Here is a 406-nt window from a genome sequence, read left to right as displayed (position 1 = left end):
CTCCAGGAGACCCTCGCCCTCCTCAACGACAGCTCCGCACGTATCCGCATCGACCAGGCCCGGCGCGACATCGCCGCCGGAAACTACGCGACCGTCGAGGAGTTGGCCGAGATCATGGCCGAGCGGAGACAGAGCGATGGCTGACGTCGAAGTCCGCCCGGGGGCCTATCTCCTGCGCATCGCCCCCGAAGCCCGCCGGGCGCTCACCGACCGGCTGCCCCAATCGGTGGCGTGCGCGGCCTACCGCTTCATCACCGGCCCGCTGCTCATGCAGCCCTACGAGGTCGGCCTGCCGCTGTGCGACTCGCTGGCCGGCATGTGGTGCGCCCAGCGCGGCACCTACCGGGTCCGCTACACCGCCGACGAGAGCACCGGCACCGTCGACGTCCTCGACATCGCCCCGCGC

Annotated in this window: 1 protein-coding gene; it reads left to right on the top strand. The window is 71.4% G+C overall.

Features of this window, described 5'->3' with window-relative positions:
- Window positions 1-136: 136 nt before the first annotated feature.
- Window positions 137-406, top strand: a 270-nt coding sequence (locus AC1DSF_RS31060; RefSeq protein WP_478184155.1) for a type II toxin-antitoxin system RelE family toxin, incomplete at its 3' end; no start/stop codon positions are given.

Source organism: Variovorax sp. 01N429, from assembly GCF_056399425.1.
The sequence above is the reverse complement of the archived record's forward strand: the minus strand, read 5'-3'. Positions and strand labels throughout refer to the sequence as shown.